Annotated in this window: 18 protein-coding genes; 15 read left to right on the forward strand and 3 right to left on the reverse strand. The window is 65.1% G+C overall.

What is annotated here, in order from left to right; all coding sequences use genetic code 11:
* Positions 1-5 precede the first annotated feature (5 nt).
* Positions 6-290 carry a WXG100 family type VII secretion target gene (locus DQP57_RS12985; protein ID WP_008257405.1) on the forward strand — a complete coding sequence of 95 codons (285 nt, stop codon included), beginning with the start codon at positions 6-8 and terminating at the stop codon, positions 288-290.
* Between the two features lie 659 nt (positions 291-949).
* Here DQP57_RS12985 and DQP57_RS12990 read toward each other — a convergent pair.
* Positions 950-3,517, reverse strand: a complete 2,568-nt coding sequence (locus DQP57_RS12990; RefSeq protein WP_225325686.1) for a helix-turn-helix transcriptional regulator — start codon at positions 3,515-3,517, stop codon at positions 950-952.
* Between the two features lie 334 nt (positions 3,518-3,851).
* On the opposite strand from DQP57_RS12990, the gene DQP57_RS12995 reads away from it, so the two are divergent.
* Both DQP57_RS12995 and DQP57_RS13000 read left to right on the forward strand, forming a co-directional pair.
* Complete coding sequence (locus DQP57_RS12995) at positions 3,852-4,955, forward strand: helix-turn-helix transcriptional regulator (RefSeq protein ID WP_008257408.1); 1,104 nt, start codon at positions 3,852-3,854, stop codon at positions 4,953-4,955.
* Positions 4,952-6,085, forward strand: coding sequence for a helix-turn-helix transcriptional regulator (locus DQP57_RS13000; RefSeq protein WP_008257409.1), 1,134 nt, complete (start codon positions 4,952-4,954; stop codon positions 6,083-6,085). The genes DQP57_RS12995 and DQP57_RS13000 overlap by 4 nt, the downstream gene beginning before the upstream one ends.
* A 79-nt stretch (positions 6,086-6,164) precedes the next feature.
* Here the strand turns inward: DQP57_RS13000 and DQP57_RS13005 are convergent, their stop codons facing one another.
* Together DQP57_RS13005 and DQP57_RS13010 are read right to left on the reverse strand one after the other, a co-directional pair.
* Positions 6,165-7,406, reverse strand: a complete 1,242-nt coding sequence (locus DQP57_RS13005; RefSeq protein WP_008257410.1) for a cytochrome P450 — start codon at positions 7,404-7,406, stop codon at positions 6,165-6,167.
* 230 nt (positions 7,407-7,636) lie between these two features.
* Entirely contained in the window at positions 7,637-8,044 is a 408-nt protein-coding gene (locus tag DQP57_RS13010; protein ID WP_225325687.1) for a nuclear transport factor 2 family protein, read from the reverse strand.
* An 849-nt stretch (positions 8,045-8,893) separates the two neighbouring features.
* Between DQP57_RS13010 and DQP57_RS13015 the strand changes: the two genes are divergently transcribed.
* From DQP57_RS13015 to DQP57_RS13070, 12 genes are all read left to right on the forward strand, one after another.
* A complete protein-coding gene (locus DQP57_RS13015) occupies positions 8,894-9,958 on the forward strand; it encodes an NAD-dependent epimerase/dehydratase family protein (RefSeq protein WP_008257412.1) in 1,065 nt (354 codons plus the stop codon).
* Positions 9,955-10,875, forward strand: a complete 921-nt coding sequence (locus tag DQP57_RS13020) for a TIGR03619 family F420-dependent LLM class oxidoreductase (protein WP_008257414.1) — start codon at positions 9,955-9,957, stop codon at positions 10,873-10,875. The genes DQP57_RS13015 and DQP57_RS13020 overlap by 4 nt, the downstream gene beginning before the upstream one ends.
* Positions 10,876-11,003: 128 nt before the next feature.
* Positions 11,004-14,369: an AAA family ATPase gene (locus DQP57_RS13025; RefSeq protein WP_014942237.1), complete on the forward strand. Its 3,366-nt coding sequence runs from the start codon at positions 11,004-11,006 to the stop codon at positions 14,367-14,369.
* A 38-nt stretch (positions 14,370-14,407) separates the two neighbouring features.
* The gene (locus DQP57_RS13030; RefSeq protein WP_371265831.1) at positions 14,408-14,872 is read left to right on the forward strand and encodes a nitroreductase/quinone reductase family protein; all 465 of its coding nucleotides are present in this window, start codon (positions 14,408-14,410) and stop codon (positions 14,870-14,872) included.
* A 764-nt stretch (positions 14,873-15,636) separates the two neighbouring features.
* The gene (locus tag DQP57_RS13035) at positions 15,637-15,981 is read left to right on the forward strand and encodes an NADH-quinone oxidoreductase subunit A (RefSeq protein WP_008257416.1); all 345 of its coding nucleotides are present in this window, start codon (positions 15,637-15,639) and stop codon (positions 15,979-15,981) included.
* Positions 15,982-16,142: 161 nt separating this feature from the next.
* Positions 16,143-17,261 (forward strand): hypothetical protein, encoded by a 1,119-nt coding sequence (locus DQP57_RS13040; protein WP_008257417.1) that lies wholly within the window; start codon positions 16,143-16,145, stop codon positions 17,259-17,261.
* Complete coding sequence (locus DQP57_RS13045) at positions 17,254-18,192, forward strand: complex I subunit 1 family protein (protein WP_008257418.1); 939 nt, start codon at positions 17,254-17,256, stop codon at positions 18,190-18,192. The genes DQP57_RS13040 and DQP57_RS13045 overlap by 8 nt, the downstream gene beginning before the upstream one ends.
* Before the next feature lie 3 nt (positions 18,193-18,195).
* On the forward strand, positions 18,196-18,759 hold the full coding sequence (locus tag DQP57_RS13050) for an NADH-quinone oxidoreductase subunit J (protein ID WP_008257421.1): 564 nt from the start codon (positions 18,196-18,198) through the stop codon (positions 18,757-18,759).
* The gene (locus DQP57_RS13055; RefSeq protein WP_008257429.1) at positions 18,756-19,058 is read left to right on the forward strand and encodes an NADH-quinone oxidoreductase subunit NuoK; all 303 of its coding nucleotides are present in this window, start codon (positions 18,756-18,758) and stop codon (positions 19,056-19,058) included. Before DQP57_RS13050 ends, DQP57_RS13055 begins: the two co-directional genes overlap by 4 nt.
* Before the next feature lie 17 nt (positions 19,059-19,075).
* Positions 19,076-20,908, forward strand: coding sequence for a proton-conducting transporter membrane subunit (locus DQP57_RS13060; protein ID WP_008257430.1), 1,833 nt, complete (start codon positions 19,076-19,078; stop codon positions 20,906-20,908).
* 2 nt (positions 20,909-20,910) lie between these two features.
* Positions 20,911-22,401 (forward strand): complex I subunit 4 family protein, encoded by a 1,491-nt coding sequence (locus tag DQP57_RS13065; RefSeq protein ID WP_008257432.1) that lies wholly within the window; start codon positions 20,911-20,913, stop codon positions 22,399-22,401.
* 18 nt (positions 22,402-22,419) lie between these two features.
* A complete protein-coding gene (locus tag DQP57_RS13070; protein WP_008257434.1) occupies positions 22,420-23,823 on the forward strand; it encodes an NADH-quinone oxidoreductase subunit N in 1,404 nt (467 codons plus the stop codon).
* Positions 23,824-24,286 lie beyond the last annotated feature (463 nt).

A 24,286-nucleotide genomic window follows, 5' to 3' on the forward strand; every position in this document is an offset into this window, starting at 1 on the left:
CGACGATGAGCATCAACTACCAATTCGGCGACGTCGACGCCCACGGCGCCCTGATCCGCGCCCAGGCCGCTTCCTTGGAGGCCGAGCATCAGGCCATCATCCGCGATGTGCTTGCCGCCGGGGACTTTTGGGGCGGTGCGGGTTCGGTGGCCTGCCAAGAGTTCATCACCCAGTTGGGCCGCAACTTCCAGGTCATCTACGAGCAGGCCAACGCCCATGGGCAAAAAGTCCAAACCGCCGGGGCCAACATGGCCTCCACCGACAGCGCCGTTGGATCCAGCTGGGCCTAGTACGTCCTCAGCCGCAGCTCGATCGCACAGGTAACGCAAAATCACGACTTGCGTATTGTCGATCGATACCGAGCACTTCCCCAGGGGGGGGTATTGAACTCGAAAGCTGTTGCTGCATCATGCCTTTGGAGGGTTGAGCCACATCGACATGAACGCCACAATGTAACACAAGCCCGGCAAAGGACACGGCCGACTGGAGTGACGGCTTCGATACAGCGGCAGCTGCCGGTCCCGAGGATCTCGCGCTCGCCGGTCAATAGGCGGGCGACAGACGCGCTGGCGACTACAACGCCGTTGCGGTTATCGCTCTAGCTGGCCCAAGGTGGCCGCGGCTTCGGTGGGAGCAGATAGTGCTTTCAGATTCGATGCCGCGCCGGCATTTTCGTTGACGGTAATGATCGATCGGTCATGTACCAGATCAGTGCTCCGGGCGCCCCTGGGCGCTGCAGCGCGACCCGCCTGCGCGGTACCAGGCATATTGAGCAGCCCGCCTTTGCTATGCCTGTGAATTCGGCGCCGTCTTTCCTCGACAGTATGAAGGCATCTCGTGCCTGGTATCCAGCTGAACGGTCTACGGATTTGGACGGAACGCAGCAGCCGACCGTCCACGATTGCATCCATCGCAATGCCCGTTCTGCGAGCGCCTCGCGCTGACGTCGTTACCGGGGCTTGGCGATGCGTGGACGCATCAGAGCGGCGAGGTCGTCGCGGCTGGCCGTGCCGGTTTTGCCCATCGCATTGTAGATGTGGTTCTCGACGGTACGGACCGACAGCGTCAGTCTCGCAGCGATCTCACGGTTAGACAACCCTTCACCGAGGAGCATCACGATTTCTCGTTCGCGACCGGTCACCGGCACCCGCTCGGCGGCCTGCCGAAGCGCCGGTGTGCTGGCGCCGCCGCACTGCTGCGCGAACGCCTCGGCGCGCGTCGAGCATGCCAACGCCGACCCGCGTTTGTCCTGTCGGCGATATGCGATAGCTGCGTGGGCGGTCGCGTCCATCGCCGCAACCCGATCACCCATGCGCTCGAATTCCTGCGACACCCACGCTAATACAGCCGCATCCCCGACATGAAGAGCCTCAGCGAATCGGGCCGCAACACCGGCGCGTGGTCCTTCCACGATCGTTTCGAGCTCGCGTAAGCGCGGCGCACTGGAATCGTCACCAAACTGCACCGCGGTCTGCAGACACATCACTTCGGCAGCGAATTGCCCATTGGCGCTGGCGATCCCGGCCGCCGAGAGCGTCATCGCGATTGCATTGCTGACAGCGCCCTGGCAGGCGGCCACCCACGCGCGAGCCAGCTCGTACTCGTAGTCGAGGTAGCGCCAACCCGGATGCCGCTGCTGCTCAAGCCGGGCAAGTGCGGCGACGGCATCACCGGTTGATCCGCGCATGGCGAGCGCGATCGTGTGTGGGATCTGGCAGCGGTACACCCATCCGTTGCGCTCGCCGGACGCCGCCAACGTGTCGATGACGGGTTCAAGAAGCGCGCATGCGGCATCGAGGCGGCCCGCGCCAAGAGCGGCGCGAGCCGCGACGGGAGCACTCTGTAGGTGGCCCGGGCCTGAAACGTTGGACGCCCGTTGGCGCAGCCACTCGGCCGCTGCCCGGGCTTCCGGTATCTGACCAGCCAGCAACAGAGCGCCGACGTGCGCGTCAGTGATGATGACGAAGCCACGCACCGCCACGGGGTATCCGGTGTTCGCGGCGACCGCGGCTTCGCTGGTGCGACCGGCGTCCCCTGCGGCAACAGTTCTAGCCCACGCTATAAAGCGCGCGGCCACATCGGATAGCTGTTCCAGCACAACACCTTTCGACGCTTCGCGGGCGGCGTAGGGCCTGCCCATCGCCGCCCAGTACACGGTGAGAAAGGCGTTGATGCAGCTGCGCGCCTGCGCCGGTATCGCGCGCGTCGCGTCGTCAATCAGCCTTTTTGCCCCTTGGGGATCCGCGAGGGTGAACAGCCTGTTGGTGGCCCGCAGATTGGCGAGCCTGGCACGCTCGCCGTCGGCCAATTCGCTAGTGGGCATGTCCGCGAGTACCGCGTCGGCCTCCTCGCCTCGGCTCAGCGACGATAAGACATACGCGCGCAGGAAATTCGCTTCCGGGCCCCCGCCAGCGCGGATGGCCGCATCGGCGAGCCGATCGGCCAGGGGCAGATCCATCAGCCACACCGCCCCCGGAGCAGCTCTGGTCAGAAGGTCGGCGTCCGGCTCAAGGTCGGAGTCGAGGCTCAACACCGCTCGCCGCACCACCGCCCGCACGTCGGCGCGGCCGGCAGTGGCGAGTTCAGCCGCGACCAATCCCCGCAACCGGCGCAGCCTGGTGGGTGCCGCACGCCGCTTACGCACCTCGGCATACAGCGGATGCGCCACCCGCACCTCGACACGACCGTCGACCTGGTCCAGCGTGAGGAGGCCGCGCACGTCGGCCTCCTCGACAGCCGCGGGATCGGTGATACGCGTAAGCGACCCCAGCTCGATCGGCTCGCCGACCGCCAGCACATCGACTACATCGTTCACCGGTGCCGGCAGGGCACCGATGCGCGATTCGATCAGTTCAGCCAAATCGGGCGGCACGACCGGGTCGCCGACCCAGCACCAACGACCGTGCTGCTCGACGAGCCGGCCATCGGCGATCTCCTGCTCCACGATGTTGCGCAGGTACAAAACGTTGCCGCAGGTCAGGTTCCATAAGCGGCGGACAGCGTCTGGATCCAAACGTCCACCCAGGGTCGCCAATAGCAGCTCGGTCGTTTCCTCAGGTGACAATGGCCGCAGATCGAGCCGTCCGAATTGGGCAACCTTCCACAGCTCACGCGTCCCCGCGCTGATCGGTTCCCCGTCCCGCAACGTCAGGATGAGCTTGGCCGCGCGGCGCTGGACGATCTGATGCAACACAAAAGTCGACGCGTCATCGAGCAAACTGACGTCGTCAACGCCGATCACCACTTGGCTCCCGCCCGATGCCGCTATCAGCGATTCGATCACGCTGCCTACCAGTTGTAGCGTGTCACCCACGGCCGATCCGGCCCAATGAGCGAAGGCGCCCAGCGGGATTTTTTGCGACGACGATGTCGCCACGGCCCAATGGGTTTCGCATCCTTTTGATGCCGCAAACGACAGCGCTTCGCGGGCGATCCGGCTCTTGCCGATACCGGCAGACCCATGAATGACCATCCCGCAAGGATCCGGATCCCACAGCACGGCCTCGATGAGCCGCATCTCCTCGGCGCGGCCCGTCAGCGGCCACCTCAGGCGCACCGGTCCTTGATCGTCCCGGCACCCACCATGCCGTCTCATTTCAGTAATCGCTGGCGCCGCCCTACCCCGTCGGTGGCTGCCCTCATCCGGGCGGCGCGGCCGATCAGCCGCAGCTACGACAGGCGCTGCAGCGGACGACATAACACCCGCCCGCGTGAGCATGCCTGAACACAAGCACCATGACTCGCCCAATGCCTCATGCAAATGGGTGAGATCCAGCTACTCTTCTCTTCATAGGATTCACACCTAGGAAGCTGCCCATGCGGATACCAGCCTGCGAATCAGGGGCCGGTCAATGGTCACGGTCGAGGACTTCTCGCGCCTAGTCTCCGGCATCTACGCCGCCGCGGTCACTCCCCGGCACTGGGAGCCGGCCCTCGACGAAGTTTGCCGCAGCCTAGGCGGGACGGTGGGCACGCTCAGTGAAGCCGTGGACGGAGTGTGGTCGATCCAGGCCACGACTGCGCCGGCTGACGTCGGTAAGTCCTATGCCGAGCATTACTACCGCCTGGATTATGTGCTCGCTGGGGTGGGAAACAGTCCAGTCGGCGCGGTGCGCACCGGGACAGAGCTGATTGCGCCGCGGACGAACTCGGAGTTCTACAACGACTGGCTGCGACCGAACGAACTCAAAGACGGCCTGTTCGTGGGCCTGACCAGTGGACAACGCCCCTCGTGTTTGATCGTGGCGGCGCCGAGGCGCACCGAGTCGTTCGACACGTCTGAGCGTATGAAGTTAATGAGCGGGTTGGTGCCACACTTGCGACAGGCGCTGCGCACGCAGGAGAAACTAGCGGCGCTGACCAACAGCGCGGTTGAGCTGGCAGGCGCGCTAGAGGTTGTCCGGCACGGGATACTCATCGTCGCGGGCGAGCATCTGGTGATAAACCTGAATTCGGCCGCCGAACGGATTCTTCGTTCGGAAGACGGGCTCTGCATACGGTCAGGACGCATCGCCGCAACAACCGCGCACGTCGAACAAGAGCTGCATCGGGCTATTAACGATGCCCTTGTCGGTGAGCGGTCCGCCATTCGCACAGGCCGGTCGCTCAGCTGCATTCGGCGCTCGGGCGAGCGGCCCTACGTCATTCACGTGCTGCCCTCGCACCGCCGCAATGCCGATGAGCCACTCCGGCAGCCAACGGCCCTGGTGCTGATTATCGACCCAGAGGACGAACCCGAACCCGCCGCAGCGTTGTTGCGCCGGCTCTACCAGCTCACCGAAGCGGAAGCCCAGGTTGCCCTACACGTGATGCACGGCGCGAACCTCAAGCAAATTGCACAGGAGTTGTCGGTCTCGGTGACGACGGTTCGCACCCATCTGCAACACGTCTTCGACAAAACTGACACCCACCGCCAAGCTGAGCTCGTCCGTCTACTACTCGCGCTAAGCCGATGACTGAGCGAATCCGGCGCCGGGCGACGGTCACGGTCGAGGACTTCTCGCGCCTCGTAGCCGACATCTACGCCGCGGCCGCCGCGCCCGAGCAGTGGGACGCGGCCATCCGCGACATTCAGCGCGCGCTTGGCGCGACAGGCGGTTCGCTGTTGAGGCGCGACGCTACACCCTGGTCGCTCTGGTCGTTCCAGGCTTCAACGATTCCCGTGGCCGCCTTCGAAAGCTATGCGACGCATTACCAGCGATTGGACTATGTGCTCGCTGCGGTGGACAAAAGTCCGGTCGGCGTGGTGCGGACCGGACCGGAAATCGTTGTTCCGAATCGAAACCCCGAGTTCTACAACGACTGGATGCGCCCTAACGGCATGGAGGACGGGTTATTCGTCCGGCTCACCGAGGGTCCGCACCCGACCTGTTTCCTGGTGATCTCACCGAAGGCGTCGCTCGACACGCCCGAACGCACGAAGGTAATGCGCGGCTTGGTGGTCCATCTGCAGCAGGCCGTGCGCACGCACAACCAACTCGAAGCTGCCCGAGCGCGCAGCGCTGACCTCTCGGGAGCGCTCGACGCGATCCGCGACGGTCTCATCATCGTCGGAACAGATTGCCGGGTGATCAGTCTCAATTCCACTGCCGAAGAAGTTCTGCGCGGCCACGACGGACTGCGCGTCGAATCGGGACGCCTCGGGTCAGCAATTATTCAGACCCAGCGGGAGCTGCACCGCGCGCTGCATCGTGCGCTGATCGGCGGCGATTCAGGGGTTCGTGGCGGAAGCTCCTTGATCTGTAGGCGCCCATCGGGCCTGCGTCCCTATGTGATTCAGGTGATCCCGCTGCATCGCACCAAAACTAATGAAAGGGTAGCGGAGCCATCGGCGTTGGTCCTGATCAAGGATCCAGAACGCGAAACTGATTCCGCCACAAGGCTGTTGCGCCGATTCTACCGCCTCACCGAGGGCGAAGCCGAAGTCGCGCTGCGGCTCACCCGCGGTGCAGGTCTGAAACAAATCGCCGACGAATTGTCCGTGTCGTATGAGACGGTTCGCACCCACCTACAACACGCCTTCGACAAGACCGACACCCACCGCCAAGCCGAACTCGTTGGTCTTGTGCTCGCACTCACTCCATGAAACCGCCGAGATTGAGGCCAACGGTCGTATGTCCCGCGTTGGCGCCGCTGGTGGATCCGTTCGCCGCGCTGGCCGATGCTCAATCTCCGGTGTCGAATTCGATAGGTAGGGTGGTCGGGCCGCTGAGCGCGGTCAGCGGCTTCCACGGGGCCGGTCCGGTGCGGCGCGGGTTGTGCATGCGTTGCGTCATGACGGTGAGGGCTTCGGCGAGCTCAAGGCGCGCGAGGTGCGAACCGAGGCAGTAGTGCATGCCCGCGCCGAACGTCTGCATCGCCGGGGCGCCGTCGCGGGTAATGTCGAGGCGGTCGGGATCGTCGTACACGGCGGGATCCCGGTTAGCCGCAGCCATATTCGCGAGGACCAGGGTGCCGGCCGGCATTATGACACCGGCGAATTCGACGTCATCGATGGCGGTGCGCAGCATCGCGAACGCCACCGGGGAATGCCGCATGATCTCCTCGACGGCATTGCCTGCCAGCTCGGGCCGCTGTCCGAGCAGTGCCCACTGCTCGGGATGATCGCACAGCACGTGGACCGCGGCGGCGAGCTGATTGCGGGTGGTGTCGGTGCCGGCCATCAGCAGGCCGGCGACGAGCATGCGCAGCTCGTCCGTGCCCAGGCGATCGCCGTCGTCTTCGGCGCGGATCAGCTCGGAGATCAGGTCGTCTGTCAATGTGTGCCGTCGGTCGGCGACCATGTCATCGATGTAGGCGTCTAGCGCCTCCCAGGCCGTGAGGATCGAGGGAGTTTGGCCAGCCACGTTCCAGCCGAAGACCTTGAAGATGTCGTCGGTCCAGTCGGAGAACAGTTGCCAGTCCTCGGCTGGCGCGCCGAGCAGCGCACAGATGATGGGGATCGGGTATTGGCGTGCGATGTCGGCGACCACCTCGCATCGCCCGTGAGCCGTGTGCCGGTCCACGAGTTCGGTGATGACGTCGTGGATCGTCGTGCGCAGCCGTGCGGTGGCTCGGGGTGTGAAGGCCTTTGACACCAGGCGGCGTAGCCGGTGGTGTTCGGCGCCGTCGAGACTGATCAGGTTGGTGGCGACGCGGTCCCATATTGGGCCGGAGGTAATGCCTTGTGCGGCAAGGAACATCCCTTGTGGTACGCGGAATCGTGAATCGCGTAGCACCGAGCGCACAAGTTCGTAGCTCAAGACTTCGGGCCCGTGGGTGCCCATGGCGATCGGCGCCCGAGCGCGGGCTTGCGCGATGAGCCGGTGCGCCTCCTCAGGATTGGGCACCTGCTCGTAGGCCAAGATGGGCAGCCCCGCCTCGAAGACGTTCGGGCAAACGGGCGTAGGCATCGTGTCGACGGTCATGATGGCCTCTCAGGCGGGGACAAGTCGGCTGGCCGTAGCGGTTGCAAGCCATGAGGCCATCGTTGTTTCGGTCTCGCGAAGGCACGTAAGTAGTGGGCTACTCATCTTTAGCTGTCGGGCACGCGGAACTGCCTGTCGTCACTGAGTCGTGCCTCCGGCTGCTCGTTCGACGCGCAGCGTGCCGGGACCATCTAGTTCTCGCGCCCGGGCAACGCCATGGCGACAGCGCGTCAATCCAACTGACTAACCACCGCGGCCGTGTCCAGCCATACATTCTCGCGGCTAATCAGCCCGTCGCGGAACTCGAAGACATGCAACATCCGAAAACTGATGCGCCGCCCGTTGCCCGGAAGCCCGAGCAACGATCCGATCACGGTGCCCGTCATGAGCATTTCGAGGATCATCGCGTCGCCGGCCACGTACCGGTGCAAAATGTTCCAGCTTTCGCTGCGGAAGTTGGCGGTGAGGTAGGCATAAAAGCCGCGGGCCCCGTCCTTACCGCGAGTGGGGCCATTGGGGAATCCGACTACATCATGCTCGATGTCGTCGGTGTACACCGCTACCGCGCCGTCGATATCTCCTTGACCTTCGGCACTCATGTGGCGGTCCACGAGTGCCCGCATCTGGCTGTCAGCCATCGCCGTCTCCCACTCCATTTCCCGGCACGAAGCCACACTTGATTCTCGTCGTCTCGGGCGAGCGGACAAGACCCCGGCGCGAGATCGCGTATGCGTGGTACCACGCCGTCATGCTGCGAAATGTGAGTAGTGCACCACTCATGTCGATTGGTCCAGCGCGATCCACTATTCCCAGTAACGGAACGTGAGCCAGCACAAGTGTCGAACTGTTCCCACGATGACACGAACGGAGGAATCACATGCGCGCCGCCGATATCACAGCTACGACAAGACCGCCCAGTCGAGATCGAGGGGCGGCACCTCATCAGCAATCAATCTCGGCCGTGAGGGGCGTGGAAATGACCGCAACACCAGACACCGATACCGGTGCACGGCATCGTGAGCCCACCGTTGAGGGCGCATCTCGTACGCCAGTCTTGATTACCGAGCAGGAGGTCATGTTCGGCACGGCGGTGGTTGTGCGGGCGAAGCCGACGGTACGCCGCTGGACCGGGACAGCCTCGGTTCTCTTGACGTCCATTCGCCGCATGGTTGCGAGCTCGCGGCGAGATGCCCGCCCAGTGCGTCACGACTGCCCGAGACACTACGCATTCCTTGAGTACTCCTGCATGGCCCGTGAAATGGATCGCCTCTAGGCGCGGGAACTCATCGACGCGCCCATCGCACGTCCTCGATTCGCCGGTTCGAGTCTGCTCGTGTCAACGCGCAACTGACCTCACCCATTTGGATGAGGAATTGCGCAGCCGAGAGTGGTTGGGTGCTGGCATGTTGCACCAGGCAGTGGGTGACGTTGGGGGCGGAATGGCTCAAATAGCTGTTCACCGTGGTGGAGGTGCGGGTCGGTGGCGAATGAGGGTCTTCGCCACAGGCGCGACCGGTTTAGTTGGCGCTCACACCGTACTGGCGCTGCTCGATGCGGGCCACGAGATGCGCTTGCTGGTACGCGACGAACCAAGGGCGCGGCGCTGGTTCGAGTCTCGCGGTCAGCACATCGAGCGCTTCGTCACCGTCGACATCACCGATCAGGCAGCCGTGCAGCACGCGATGGCCGGCTGCGATGCCGTGTTTCACGCCGCGGCATCCGTGTCGCTGGACCCGCGTAAGGGCCGGGAAACCTACGACACCAACGTCGGCGCGACGAGGGCGGTGCTCGGCGCCGCACACGCGCTCGGCATCGGCAAGATGCTGTATGTCTCCAGCGTCGCCGCGTTGTTTCATCCCGGAGCCGCCCGCGTCGACGAATCAACGCCGCTGGCCGATGTGTCCGAGGCGTATTCGCGATCCAAGCGCGATAGCGAAGAGTATGTCCGCGAGCTGCAGCAGCGCGGCTTGCCGGTGCAGATCACGTATCCGGTCGCCGTCGTCGGGCCCGATGATCCCAAGCTCAGTGCAGCCAACCGCGCGCTGGCAACCTTCGTCGGGCAGATGCTGCCGCGAAGTACAACGGGTTTCCAGTGTGTCGATGTGCGCGACCTGGCGCAGGCACACCAATGGCTGTTAGCGCATCCACCCAGCCGTGCCTTCGAGGACGCGCGCTACATCATCGGCGGCCACTTTTATGCGTGGGACCAGCTACGCGAGCGCCTCGAAGCGCTGCTTGGGCGGCGCATCTTCAGTCCACGCGTCTCGCCGCGGCTAATACGCGCGATAGGCACCACCGCGGATCGCGCCAAGAAGCTGGTGCCGTTTGAGACGCAGATCTCAGCCGAATCAATGGCGATCAACACCCTGTGGCCACCCGCGGACTCGAGCCGCTTTGTGGCGAAGTCGGGTTTGTGCTTCCGACCGGGGGAAGAGACCCTCGGAGACACCATCCGCTGGATGGTCGAGGCCGGGCATATCCCGGTCAAGAAGGCCGGCCGGCTGGGTACTCCCCATGCCGTGTCGGTTATCGAAAGGCACGGTGCCCCATGAAATTTTCCTTTGCAATGCCAAACACCGTCCGCGTCAAAGCACTCACGCAGCCCTTCGAGCTCGACGTGACCGGTCCGGATCAGATCGTCATGGCCAAACGTGCCGAGGACCTCGGCTACGACATGATCCCGATCCCGGAACACTTCATCGTCCCGAACGCACACGTGGAGCTGTCAGGACCCCACTACTTTCACTCGACGGTCGCGCAGGCGTGCATTGCCGGCGCCACACAACGCATCCGGGTCAACTCGTGCGTGACGCTGCTGCCGCTGCAACACCCAGTCATCATGGCCAAGGCGTTGTCGACGGCAGACTGGATGAGCGGCGGGCGCATCACAGTCACGTTCGGCGTCGGTTGGGACGCAGAGGAATTCAAGATTCTCGGCGTGCCATTCCACGAGCGCGGACGCATGGCCGACGAATACCTTGCCGCCATCGTTGAACTGTGGACGAGCGATTCGCCCGGGTTCGAGGGCAAGTACGTATCCTTCAAAGACGTTGCGTTCGAGCCAAAGCCGGTTCAGAAGCCGCATCTGCCGATCTGGATCGGCGGGGACGCCGAGCCGATGCTCAAGCGCGCGGCCCGATACGCATCAGGTTGGTTCCCGTGGCTGACGAGTCCGGCGGACATTCCCGCGAAGATCGACTTCATCAAATCTCAGCCAACGTACGACGGACGGCCGTTCGAAGTGCTGTACGGACTGGGCAGCTCGCAAGTCGGCGAAGGACACGTTGCCATCGACGACCCCACACAACAACCCGGCATGAGCGCAGAGGAAATCATCGACCAACTCGGCTGGTTCGCCGAGCTGGGAGTAACGATGACCGGGGTGCCGATCCCGCCGGTCAAGGACGTCAATGCTTACCTCGACTACGCGCAGTGGGTCATCGAGGAAGTCAAGCCAAAGGTGCCCTAGTGGAAGAGACGAGTCGGTTCACCACCGGAAAAAACGGGGACGGCCCCACTCGGATTGAAACTCCTGAGACGGGTTTGTCGATCGCAATGTCTCGGGGCGTAGGAGACTATGCCGAAGGCGGGATTGTCATGGATTTTTACGCGGTCGTTGATCAGGCGTTTGACTTACTTCGCAGTCGAGGCCGGGTCTCCTACCGCGCGCTCAGGCGCCAGTTCGATCTCGGCGATGATGATCTCGACGCACTCAAGGAGGAGCTGCTCTACGCACATTCTGACGCCGTGACTGAGGATGGACTCGGCTTGGCCTGGACCAGCCCGCCGCGGACGACCGCCAAAATCACTGAGCCAGAAAATACTTCGGCACAATTCGCAGAACGTCGGCACCTGACGGTGCTGTTCTGTGACCTCGTTGACTCCACTCCGCTCGCCGGGCGGCTCGACCCCGAGGACTTCAGCGAGGTGGTGCAGATCTATCAAGACACTTGCGAAAAGGTCATCGCCCGCTATGACGGGCATATCGGCGCATTTCTCGGCGATGGCCTGCTTGTTTATTTCGGCTTCCCCCGAGCCCATGAGGACGACGCGCACCGAGCCGTTCGCGCCGGCTTGGGAATCGTGGAGGCCATAGCGCAGCTCAACACGGGTCTGGTCGATAAGCGCGGGTTGTCACTCGATGTTCGCTTGGGGTGCCATACCGGGCTGGTCGTGGTGGGCGCGCTCGGGGGCGACGCGCGCCGCGAAGAGCTGGCGTTGGGCGAAACACCCAACATTGCCGCCCGCCTGCAAGGCGTTGCCGCTCCAAACACACTGGTAATCAGCGCCGCAACCCATCAGCTTCTGGGAGGCCTGTTTGCCTGTGAATCGTTAGGAACCCCAACGCTCAAAGGCGTCGCACAACCGCTCCAGCTGTACCGGGTGCTGTCGGAGAGCAGCGCCCGCACGCGCCTGGAAGCGCTCGGCATGGGCGGTTTGACCCCCCTGGTCGGGCGCGAACGCGAAGTGGCGCTGCTGCTAGACCGGTGGACCCAAGTACTCGACGGGCAAGGGCAAGTAGTGCTGCTGAGCGGCGAGGCCGGGATCGGCAAGTCCCGACTGGTACGGGCACTTACCGAAATTGCCGCCGAAGGCGACGCGTGGCTCATCCCAGGCCAGAGTTCGCCGTACCATCAACACTCGGCGCTGTATCCGGTGATCGACCTACTCGAGCGCATCGTGCTGCGGTTCGAACGTCAGGAGTCGCCGGAGCAGAAACTGCGCAAGCTGGAAGGGTTTCTGGTCCAAAACGGTCGGCCTTTGGCGGAGACCGTGCCGCTGTTCGCCTCCCTGCTTTCCATTCCGCTGACTGATGACTACGCGTCGCTCGACATATCCCCCGAACAGCAGAAGCAACGGACGCTGCGTGCGCTGATAGATGTCGTGATGCAGCGAGCAGCTCAGCAACCAGTCTTATTCGTCATTGAGGACCTGCATTGGTTTGATCCCACCACGCTGGAACTGCTCGGTCTTCTCGTCGAGGAGCTTTCCACCGTCCGCGTGATGGCTCTTTTCACCTATCGCCCGGACTTCACGCCGCCATGGCCGGCCCGCTCAGGTGTCACCGAGCTGACTCTTTCTCGCCTTCCACCCGATGAGGTGCTCGAGTTGGTTGGCCACGTTACGCAGGGCAAGCAACTGCCGGCGGAGGTTGTGCGGCAGGTGGTCGCCAAGACCGACGGTGTGCCGCTGTTCGTTGAAGAGCTCACCAAGATGGTCCTTGAATCCGGCCTTCTGCGGGAGGAAGAAGACCGGTACGCGCTGACGAGCCGGCTCCCGCCGCTGGCGATTCCCAGCACGCTGCATGACTCGCTGATGGCACGCTTGGACCGCTTGTCGGCGGTCAGGGGTCTGGCGCAGCTGTGTGCCACCGTGGGGCGCGAATTCACGTATCCGCTGCTGAAAGCAGTCGCCTCGTGGGACGACGGCCCGCTGAAGCAGGGACTGCAGCAGCTGGTAACCGCCGAGTTTCTCTACCAACAGGGTTTGCCGCCACAAGCGACCTACCGCTTCAAACACGCCCTTATCCAGGACACGGCCTACGAGTCACTGTTGAAGAGCACCCGTCAGCGCCATCACCTACGCATCGCCGAAGTACTCGAATCTCGGTTCCGCGAGACCGTCGCAACGGAGCCGGAACTGCTCGCCCACCACTACGGCGAAGCCGGCTTGACCGCCAAGGCCGTCCCCTACTGGCAAGCCGCGGGGCAGCGAGCACTTCAGCGCTCCGCCAACCGGGAGGCGGTTGCCCATGTGACGCGCGGCTTGGAAGTCCTGGGCACCATGCCCGAGACGCCGGAACGCGCGCAACAGGAGCTCGGCTTGCAGATCATGCTGGGCGCTGCGCTGGGCGCCACGCAGGGCCAACAGGCGGTGGGTCACGTCTACACCCGGGCCTGTGAGCTGGCCCGTCAAGGGGGCAGCACACCGGAACTGTTCGCTGCCTTGTGGGGGTACTGGTATGCGCGTATCGCGCAGGGCCAGATGCCACCGGCACGGGAACTGGCCGCGGATTACCTCGAGCTGGCGCGCCGGCAGCGAGACCCGCTCGTACTTGCGGCGGGCCACCGGATGCTGGCCAATACCGCGTGGTGGCAGGGCGACTTGAAAGAAGCGCTAGACCACAGCCGTGAAGGCCTGGCTATTTACAATCCTGAGCAGCATCGTGCGAGCCTGGTCAGCTATGGACAGGACTCTGGAGTCTGCTGCGGTTGGATCCGAGCCCTCACCAAGTGGGTTCTAGGGTATCCGGACCAAGCCGTGCACAGTATGGACGAAACCCTGGCACGCGCCCGCGGACTGGCGCATCCCTTCAGCGAGGCGCAGACACTTCTCTTTTCCGCCCATCTGTATCAGTTGCTCCGAGAACCTCAGGCTGCGCGGGCCCGCGCTGAGGAGGCGTTGGCGCTATGTATCGAGCACGGCTTCGAGGCATATCGCACCTGGTGCCTGCTCCCCCGGGGGTGGGCTGAGGCACAGCAGGGACATGCGATGGAAGGCATCGCGAACATACACGAGGCGCTGGATGCGCGGCACGCAACCGGAGCTAAAGCCGTCCTACCGTGGTTCTACACCGTGCTGGGCGAGGCCTACGGACGAGCCGGAAATGTTGACGATGGCCTGCGTGCCGCAGAAGAGGCACTGGGGTGGGTCCAGCACAACGACGAGCATCTCTACGCGGCCGAAGCGTATCGGCAGAAAGGTCAGCTACTACTCGAACAGGACGCTGCGAACGCCGCCGAGGCGGAAGAATGTTTTCGGCGGGCCATGGACATTGCGCACCGTCAGCAGGCCAAGTCCTGGGAGCTACGAGCGGCAATGAGCATCACCCGACTCCGGTACAAGCAAGGCAACCGGCACCGCCCGGTGAAGGTTCTGGCAGCCGTTTACGACTGGTATTCGGAGGGGTTTGACACCGCCGACCTGCGGGATGCCAAGGCCTTGATCGCCGAAACGGGATAGACCGCAAAAGCACTCGGTTGGATCACTCAGGAGGTCACATGAGCTTCGATACCCCCAACGGCACCCGCGGCTCTCGCCAACCGCGCGCAAGTCGCGCGATGCGGTGGTTTAACAACTGGGCCATGAGCCGAATCCGAAAGAGCGGCAAGTTCATGGGCGGCATGGACGCATTGGTCCTGACGACAGTGGGCCGCAAGACCGGAGCACAACGTCGCACTCCAGTCGGCTATTTCCGCAGCGGCAATGACGGCTGGCTCGTCGTGGCCTCAGCCGCCGGCGCGGCCAGAAACCCGGCGTGGTACTACAACATCGCCGCACATCCCGACGAGATTCATATCGAGGTCGCCGGTCGCGAGATAGCCGTAAGCGCCGAGCAGCTCAACGGCACGACGCGCGAAAACGCTTGGCGACAGATCACCGCGGCCTCGCCCCGCTTCGCGCAGTATCAACAGAAGACGGACCGCCAACTGCCGGTGATCCGCTTGGTACCCCGCGCCGGCTGACCTCGATGAGTTGGTCTCGTCGTAACCCGAACGTACTAGTTATGTTTCATGACTGATGGCTCATGACTACGCGGCGTACGCCGTTGATCACACCTATGCGGAAGCACCGCGCCGACCATGTTCGTGGCTACACGAACCCTCGGATCGAGGGTGCCATCGAATTCATGGGACGAACCGCGTCCAATTGACGAACCTAGCCACGGCCATGAATGCGGCGCGGATGCGAAAGGGCTGCGCGAGCGGTGGTCTAGTCGCGTAGCGGGATCAGGCTGCGGCCATGGCGCTTATCTCTCCCAGCGGGTAGTTGCTCGATGACCTGACCAAGGCGGGGTTGCGTCAGGCCGACGAGGTGCCTGGCAGACCGTGTATCGACATCTGTCCGTCGACGCCCGTGGCGCCGACAAGGCCGTCGCGGAATGCCTCGTGATGAGAGTGCAGCCACCAACACCGCCCGGACCGGCAGCCACCACGCGCTGACCTCTGCTGACGGGCGGCGCGCAGCCCACCCCGGACAGACCGGACCCACCCTGGACGTCGGGGAGTCAGCCGAATCAGCGGGCGCGCAAGCTGATTGGCGCCGCATACCCATTACGGGTCAACTTTCGGGCTGCGTAGGTCGCCTGCGGCGGTGACGCGGCCGAGAATTAAGGGCAGCAATCGGTTCACGTTGGGTCGTCGAAGCGTGGTAGACCATAGTCTGGTCTGCTCCGCATATCGGACGTGGACAAGACTCGGCGCCCTGCGCGGGTGAAAGGAGTGCAGCCATGTATGCCGGTCTGGCCTCGACGCTGCTGGCCTCGCTAGCTGGCGTCGCGGGGATGTATGGCCTGCATCGGCTCACGGCAGTGCGGCCGGCCGCGTTGACGTCGCTTCCCTTCCAGTCGGGGTGGCGGCCCGAGGAGCACGCGCTGTCCCGGTATCACGTGCGCTGGTATCCAGCGACACTGGTCTTTCTCGCTTTCGACGTCGAGATGCTGTTCATGTACCCATGGGCCGTGGTCGTCGCACAGATGGGCACCACCGCGATCGTCGAGATGTTCCTATTTTTGGCCGCGTTGTTCGTCGCGGTCGCGTGGGCGTGGCGGGAGGGCGCACTGCGATGGGTATGACCGTCGCCTTAACCCGAGCCGCTACCCGCCGGGTCCACGTCCTGATCGTCGAGGTCCGAGGAAATTGGGTTCTGCGCGCAGCTGTGGAGCGCCGTGTCGCTGCTCGGGGCTGGTGTGCAGCGGTGTCCCCGGCGGACGCTGACGTTCTAGCGGTGTGCGGTATGCCCGGGTCCGAGTTGGGCGAAGTCGTCGAAAGGATCTGGGACCAACTGCCCGGCCCCCGTGTCCGCATCGACATTACTGACAAGGAGTCCATCGATTCAGCGCTGGACCGCGCAGGCGCGGAGCTGCTCGATTCCGGGCGACAACGAGACGATGCCCGTGATCGCGCACAATCGCCCGGCCCGGACCACAGGGGCCACCACGGCGGAACAGCCCATGGCGGCACGGATCACGGCGGGACGGACCGCGGCGCAATGGACCACAGTGGCCACCACGGCATGGACCACGGCGCGATCGAGCACGGCGACATGGACCACCACAACATGGACCACGACGCGATGGAGCACGGCGCGATGGAGCACGGCGACATGGACCACAGCGCGATGGACCACAGTGGCCACCACGGCATGGACCACGGCGGCATGGAGATGGCACCCGCCGGCATTGCTCTGGCCGAAGGCGGAGAGGACCGCGATGGCCTCGAGATGGATGTCCTGCACTTGCGTCTCGGCCCGGTCCTCCCGCACTGGCCGGCGGGGTTAGTGCTGCGGTGCTCATTGCAGGGAGACGTCCTCGCCGAGGCCGAGGCATGGATCGTCGATAACGACCATGAAAGCGGATATAAGGCCCCGCCGGAACACACCGAATTGGTGGCGGCTGCCCGACAGTGCGACCACGTCGTCGATCTGCTGGAGTTGTCGGGGTGGTGGCGGGCGTCGGTCATAGCGCGGCGGGCGAGGGACCTGTTGTTGGGCGACTCTGACGTCGATCGAGCGCGGGAGCTGCTCGACGGCCTGCATAAGATGCTCGGAAAGTCCAGATTGCTGCGTTGGTCGTTACGTGACCTCGCGCCGCTAACCGCTGAAAGTCTCGACCGTCATGAGCTGCCCGCGGCACTTGCCGGCGATACCTACGACCGGCTACTCACCCGAGTCGGTCAAGCGCGCACTCTCTTGCGAGAACCCTTAAGTTCCAGTCTATTTGAACTTGACTCGACAAAGATAAGCGATGCGCTACCGGCCGTGGTGCGCGGCTTGGACGTGGCCACTGCCCGCCTGGTAGTCGCCAGTCTCGGCATCGACACCGCGCGCGCAAACGAGAGCATCCCTCATGGGTGACCCGACGGTTACGACGGTGCCAGGCGTCTGGGCGCTCGGCGCCGCCGGGTTGCTCGGAGCACTCGGCCTCTATGCCGCCTCCCTCGATGGTGTGCTGACCGCCCGCGGCGACGGTGTCCGCACGGGCGGAGCGGCCACCCCGCTGTGGGAGGTGGCGCGTCTGATGCGGCAGCGTCGGCGCACCATCGTCGCGGCGGACACGCTGCTGTGGCGGGTCGGCGCCACGGGTCTGATCGTCGCCGCCATGTTGATGGTGACCGTGGTGCCGCTGGGCCGGTGGACGCTGTTCGATCTCGATGTGGGCGTCGTGTGGTTCAACGCGATGGACGTGATGGTGTGGGCGCTGGTGTGGCTCGCCGGTTGGGGTCCGAATTCGGCGCATTCGCTGATCGGCGGCTACCGATTCCTGGCCCACGGCTTGGGCTATGAGCTCCCGCTCATGTTCGCGCTGGTCGCTCCGGCCATTGCGGCCCAGAGCCTGCGTGTCGGCGCGGTCGCCGCGGCCCAGCAGCAATTGTGGTTCGCGGTGTGGATGCCGATCGCGTTTGTCGTCTATTGTCTTGGGGTAGCAGCCTTTTCGGTATGGGGCCCGTTCACGCCGGCGCTTGGCGCCGACGTCGGCGGCGGCGTGACCACGGAACTCTCCGGTGTGGACCGGCTAGTGTTCCACGCCGGGCGGTACGCGCTGCTGGTCGCCGGTGCCGCGTTCGCCGTGCCGATGTTCCTCGGCGGCGGCGACGGACCGTTGCTACCGCCTTGGTTGTGGGTGTTCCTCAAAACCGTTGCGCTGCTGACGGTTTTGGTATGGCTGCGTAGACGGGTTCCTGTCTTTCGGCCGGAGAAGTTCATGGAGCTCGGCTGGGTGGTCCTGCTGCCGGCCGTCCTCGTGCAAGACCTGGTCGTGGCCATAATCGCTACTTGGAGGAGCTGATACATGCTCGTCGATATCGTCTTCTGGATCTGCGCGGCGATCGCCGTGCTCGCGGGTGCGGCGGTCTTCCGGGTGACCTCGATGGCGCGCGCCACGTATGCGCTGGCGGTGTCGTTCGTCGCCGTGGGTGTCGCGGTGCTGCTGCTGGCGCAGAACTACATCGGCGTGGTGACGATCTTGATGATGGTGATGGAGATGGCGGTGATGGCCGTCTATATGGTCATGTTCATGGGCATGAACCCGGCGCTGATGCCGATGAGCATGGTGCACGACAAGCGCCGGGCCCTCACCGCCGCCGTGGGTACCTTCGTTCTGCTGGCGACCGGGATCCTGCTGGTCGACTGGCCATCGCGGCGCGGCGCACCACCACGCGATGTCACCGTGGCGCTCGGGGAGGAGTTGATGGGACCGAAGATGCTCGCGATGGCCGTTATCAGCCCAATCATGGTGGCCACCATTGTGGCCGCGATTGTGTTGGCGGCCAAGCGGAGCCGTTACGACCGGTTCGGCGATGACTTGAAACAACGTCCCGCCCGCGACCCGCAGCCGGGAGGTGTCGGGCGATGACCCTCGACACGGTGCTGCTGGTGGCGGCCGCGTTGTTCAGCGTCGGACTCTACGGTGCGCTCTCCCAGCAGGTCGTGGTGATGGTGATGATGGGTCTCGAGTTGATGATCAACGCGATCATCCTTGCCGCCGCGGGCTTTTGGTGGTTCCTCGCGCCGGCGCCCACCGGCCAGGTTTTGCTGCTGGTGATCATCGCGGCGATGACCGTGGAGATGGCAATGGGCTTCGCCGTCGCGACGCTGCTGCACCGCGACCACCGGGCCGACATGACCGACATGGCCGCCGAGCTGTCCGGCTAACCGTGGCAGGGGGCACATTGGCGCAGCTTTCGTTGTGGTTTTTGATCCTCGCGCCGGCCGTGGCCGGCGCGACGTTACTGCTGGGCCGCCGGTTCGAGCGGTACGCTGCGGCGATCTCGGTGACCACAGCGGCTGTCATGCTGGTGCTGTCGGTAGTCGTGAGCTTCGCCCGCCCGGAACTGGCCGTGGCGTTCATGGCCGGCGCGGAATTCGCGTTACGGATAGATGCGCTGGCCGCGGTGGTAGTTCCGATGGTGGCGGCGGTGACGCAGCTGGTGTTGGTATTCGCCGCCGGGGACATCCGGGAAGCGCCGGGCCGGTTCCACGGGTTGATGCTGTTATTCGCCTCGGCTGTCGTCGTGACCGCGTCGGCAACGACGTTGCCGGCGCTGCTGTTGGCGTGGGAGGTGATGGGGGCGGCGTCGTATGCGCTGATCGGGTTCAGGTGGCGCGACGAGTACCGAATGTCGGCCGGGCTCACCGCCTTCCTGACCACCCGCACCGCCGACCTCGGCCTCTACCTGGCTGCGGCGGCTGCGCTGGCCGGTGGCGCGGGGCTTGCGCTGGCCGACCTGCCCGGCGCGAGCGGCGGCTGGCGGCACGTCACCGCGTTCGGGGTGCTGCTCGCGGCGCTCGGCAAGGCCGCGCAGCTGCCGTTCTCGTTCTGGCTGTCCCGGGCCATGGAGGGTCCCAGCGCGGTCAGCGCGCTACTGCACTCGGCCGCGATGGTCGCCATGGGCGCCTACCTGCTGCTGCGGACGCAGCCGCTTCTCGCGGCCACCGGGTGGGCCGCGCCGGCTGCGGCATGGATAGGTGGGGGAACCGCGCTGCTGTTGGGCGCGGTCGCGGTGGCGCAGCGTGATCTCAAACAGCTGCTGGCGGCCTCGACCGCAGCGCAGCTCGGATTCGTGGTGATGGCCGCGGGTGTGGGCGCCGTCGGCGGCGGCGCCGCGCAGCTGATCGCCCACGCCTTCACCAAGGCCGGATTGTTCCTTGCGGCCGGCGCCTGGTTGTCGGTACTGGGCACCAAGCAGCTCGACGACCTTTGGGGGGTCGCGCGACGGTGGCGGCTCCTGGGCTGGTCGGCCACCGTCGGCGCCCTGGCTCTGGCCGGCGTTGCGCCGCTGTCGCTATGGGCGACCAAAGACACGGTGCTGGCCGCAGCCCTGCACTACTCCCCCGCCCTCTACGCCGTGGGATTGGCCGCGTCGGCTCTCTCGGCGGCCTATGCCGGAAAGGTCCTAACCGTGCTGTGGCGCACCAAAGCTGCCGACAGCAGCCCCGGCATCACGCGAGACGCCCTCGGCCCCAACGCCTTCCAGCAGGCCCCTATCGTCGTCCTCGCGGTCGGCGCCGCAGCGGCGGGAGTGTTGGCGTTGCCGCCGGCCGGCTCGGCTCTTACCCGGGCGCTGCGCGGCACCGCGAGCCCACCCGCGACGGCGCTCGAGCTGCTGGGCTCGGCGGCGCTAGCGGTCATCGTCGTCGCGGCGGTGGCGCACTGGTGGGTACCCGAGCCCCGGTGGGCAGGCGGCTGGCTCGGCCTGGAGCAGGTCGCGCATCTCCTCGTCGTCCGGCCCACATTCGGCCTCGCACGCATCCTGGCGCGATTCGACGACCGGGTGCTCGACCGGGCCGTGGAGGCAACCGCCATCCACTCGCTACGGGCAGCGCACCGTTTGGCGCACACGGACATTCGCGCGGTCGACGGTGCGGTGGAAGCGGTCGCGGGTTGGATGCGCGGGCTCGGTGAATTGGCGCGCCGACCGCAAACCGGCCAGCTGCACCAGTACTACCTCGCGGCTGTGGTGGTGCTGGCATTCGGTGCCGTGGTCCTGGTCGTAGCGAGGTGAGCGTGCTCAGTGTGATCGTTTTCCTGCCGCTGGCGGCGGCCCTGGTGCTGCTGGCGCTGCCGCGGCTTGGCGGTGCTGCGGCAACCTGGATTTGGGTTGCGGTCACAGCCGCCGATGTGGCGCTGACTGCGGTGGTGTGGGCGCTGTATCAGACGCCGAGGCCTGGTGCGCTGGCGTTCGAGGAGAAGGCTCGGTGGATACCCGGGGTCAACAGCAGCTACCACCTAGGGGTCGACGGGCTATCGTTGCCGCTGGTCGTCATGACGGCGGTGATCTTTCTGGCCTGTGCCCTCTACAGCCTGCGCGGCCGCGACCGGCCTAAACCGCTGGCCGCGCTGTTTTTGTTCCTGCAGACGGTGAGCCTGGGTCTATTCGTGTCCGCCGACCTGATCCTGTTCTTCGTTTTCTTCGACTTGTCCATCGTGGCAATGTATTTCGTCATCGCCGGATGGGGCCATGGCGACGCCGGCCGGTCGGCGCTGAAGTTTTTCCTCTACACCTTCCTGGGTTCGCTGGCGCTGCTCGTCGGTTTCATCGGCCTGTATATCGCGGCCCAGCCGCACACGTTCGACATGGTGACCCTGGCCGCCAGCACACCTCTGGGCGGCAGCCCCGTCGCCGGCGGCTTGGTTCTCGCGGCGATCCTGCTGGGACTGGCAGTCAAGACTCCCACCGTCCCGTTCCATACCTGGCTGCCGCCGGCGCACACCGATGCCCCCGCGGTCGGCTCGGCGGTGCTCGCCGGGGTGCTGCTGAAGATGGGCGCCTACGGGTTCGTGCGGATAGCAATGCCGATGCTGCCGCAGGCCTGGCGCGCGTGGGCGTGGGTGATCATCGTCGTCGGCGTGGTGTCGGTGCTCTACGGCGCGCTGGTGGCGTTGGCCCAAAACGACTTCAAGCGGATGGTCGCCTACACGTCGGTCAACCATATGGGCTACATCGTGCTCGCGGTCGGTGCGGCCGGGCTGATCGCGGGTGACACCGCCCAGGCTCGCGGGGTTGCGGTCACGGGCGCCGTCACCCAGATGGTCAGCCACGGTTTGATCACCGGTGCGCTGTTTTTGATCGCCGGCGTGTTTTACGAGCGCGCTGGGACATACGACATGAACACCTTCGGAGGGCTCGCCGGGCCGGCCCCGAAACTGGCTTGGCTCTTCGCCGTCGGCGCATTCGCCTCCCTGGGCTTGCCGGGCTTCTCCGGCTTCATCGCCGAATTCCAGATCTTCACCGGCAGTATCGCCGCCGCACCGATCACCGCCGTCGCGCTGCCCGGCATTCTGGTCACCGCGGCGCTGTTTCTGCTCGCGCTGCAGCGCATCTTCACGGGCGAGACGCGCGGACACTCGGTGGGATTTGCCGACCTCCGTTATTCCGAAACGTGTTCTGTCGGAATGCTTCTCGCCTTATCCGTCGCCATAGGCGTGTTTCCGCGGCCGTTGCTCGATCTGATCGAACCCGCCGCTCACGCGCTCGTCGGGCTGGTCGGGCGGTAGCCGGACGTGGAGACGGGGATGCGGCCGCTGCTGATGCTGCCCGAGATGCTGGTGTTCGGCGGCGGGCTGGTGGTGCTGATCAGCGGATCGTTCCTGGCCCGGCGCCGGCAGTGGTGGGCCCGAGGAGTCGCCGCCGCCGCGCTGTGCGGTGCCATCGCCGTCGCGGTGGTCGGGATGGCCGGTCCGGATCGGACCGCTTTTGACGGCACCTTCGCCGCCGACACCGCCACGGGCGTGGCGCGGATCGTGGTCATGGTCGGGACGCTGTTGGTGCTCGCTGTGGCCGCCGGTGAAATCGCCGGCTCGGTCCGCGAAAGCGAAACGTACGCACTGCTGCTGTTTTGCACCGCCGGAGTTATGGTCCTGGCCGGAGCCGACGATCTGCTCGTGCTGATAACCGGATATCTGCTGGCCGGCATTCCGCTCTATGGGCTGATCGGGCTGGTGCGCTCCGCGAAGGGCGCCGAGGCGACGATGAAGGCCTACCTGATAGGCGCACTATTCGGGATCGTCCTGATGCTCGGCGTGACCGTTCTGTACGGGATTTCCGGCAGCACCCGCTACGACGGCCTGGCGGCCGGTCTTGGCGGTGCGCCGCCCGCCGCTGTCGCCGCAGGACTGCTCGGTGTCGTCGCGGGCCTGATGTTCGAAGCCGGCGGTGTGCCCGCGCATTTCTGGATTCCCGATGCGGCACAAGGGGCGAACGGGACCGCCGCCATGTTCTTGACCACCGTGCCGAAGATCGGTGCGTTGACCGCGCTGTACCGCCTGGTCGAGGTGCTGCCCGGAAAGACTGCCTGGCCGTTGCTGGTCGCCGTGCTCGCCGTCGCAAGCATGACGTTGGGCAACCTCGCCGCCTACTGGCAACACGATCCTCGGCGGTTGCTGGGCTGGTCGACGATCAGCCAGGTCGGCTACCTGCTGGTTCCGATCGTCGTCGCCGGCCGCACCGGGCTCGCGCTCCCCTCGCTGCTGTTCTATCTCGCCGGCTACACGCTCACCAACAGCGCGGCATTCGCGGTGAGCACGGCGCTACCGGACCGACGCCAGCTCGACTCCTACCGGGGTCTGGCTTACGTTCGGCCCTGGCTGGCCGGGGCGCTGGTGGTCGCGCTGCTCGGCCTGGTCGGAACTCCGCCGACGGCGGTCTTCATCGGCAAGCTCACGACGGCGACGGCGGCGTGGGACGGTGGCCAGGCGTGGCTCGCCGTGGTTGTCTTCGTCAACTCCGTGGTTAGTCTCTTCTACTATCTGCGCTGGATCATCCCGTCGTTCCAGCGGCCTGCCGAAGGCGTGAGAGACGGCGTCGTCACGGCGGAGAAATGGTCCGCACGCACCGCGATAGTGGCGGCGGGCCTTAGTCTGGGGCTCGGAATCGCAGCCGGTGCCGTCTGGGAAATGCTCCCCAGATCGCTGATGTAGCCGCGCTCTCAGACTAGGTCCGTCGGCTTGCTGACCAGTCGGCAACCAACGGCCATCTTCCGCTTGCGACTATTCGCACAGGACCCCGATCCACCACCAGGCACGTGTCGGTGCTAGGAGCTGCGACCCTCTACAACAAGCTCGCCAAGGTGAAGCTGCCAAGCCGGCACCATTGAGCTTGCGCCCGTTGAGGTCTGGGCCACGCACACACTTCAACTGTGCCTCAACACCGCGGACATCCGGCCCACGGCGACCTGGCTGACTCATACGAATCCGCGTCGGCCTAATACACCGGCTCCGGAAGATGTCAGAGCCGATTCGCGCAGCATGGCGTTTTCCGGCGGAGCCTACGCCGCACTAGGCGTTAGGAACCTCTGACACAGTGACTGTGACCGCGCTCACTGAAATTCCCCACTGACGCTCATCGAAAATCCCCACTCGTGTGGCTCCGCCGAGAAGGGCG

The organism is Mycobacterium colombiense (assembly GCF_003284935.1).
GTDB lineage: Bacteria > Actinomycetota > Actinomycetes > Mycobacteriales > Mycobacteriaceae > Mycobacterium > Mycobacterium arosiense_A.